Below are 268 nucleotides of genomic sequence, written 5' to 3'. Positions count from 1 at the left end.
TTTTATATGAGAGTTTGATCCTGGCTCAGGATGAACGCCGGCGGTGTGCCTAATACATGCAAGTCGTACGCACTGGCCCAACTGATTGATGGTGCTTGCACCTGATTGACGATGGATCACCAGTGAGTGGCGGACGGGTGAGTAACACGTAGGTAACCTGCCCCGGAGCGGGGGATAACATTTGGAAACAGATGCTAATACCGCATAACAACAAAAGCCACATGGCTTTTGTTTGAAAGATGGCTTTGGCTATCACTCTGGGATGGAC

General features: G+C 50.0%; 1 rRNA gene. It reads left to right on the top strand.

Going from position 1 to position 268, the window contains the following annotated elements:
- Nucleotides 1-2: 2 nt before the first annotated feature.
- Nucleotides 3-268: ribosomal RNA gene (locus LMB56_RS01930) — 16S ribosomal RNA — on the top strand; the annotation flags it as partial.

The organism is Limosilactobacillus reuteri, from assembly GCF_020785355.1.
GTDB classification, from domain to species: Bacteria; Bacillota; Bacilli; order Lactobacillales; family Lactobacillaceae; genus Limosilactobacillus; species Limosilactobacillus reuteri_I.
The sequence above is the reverse complement of the archived record's forward strand: the minus strand, read 5'-3'. Positions and strand labels throughout refer to the sequence as shown.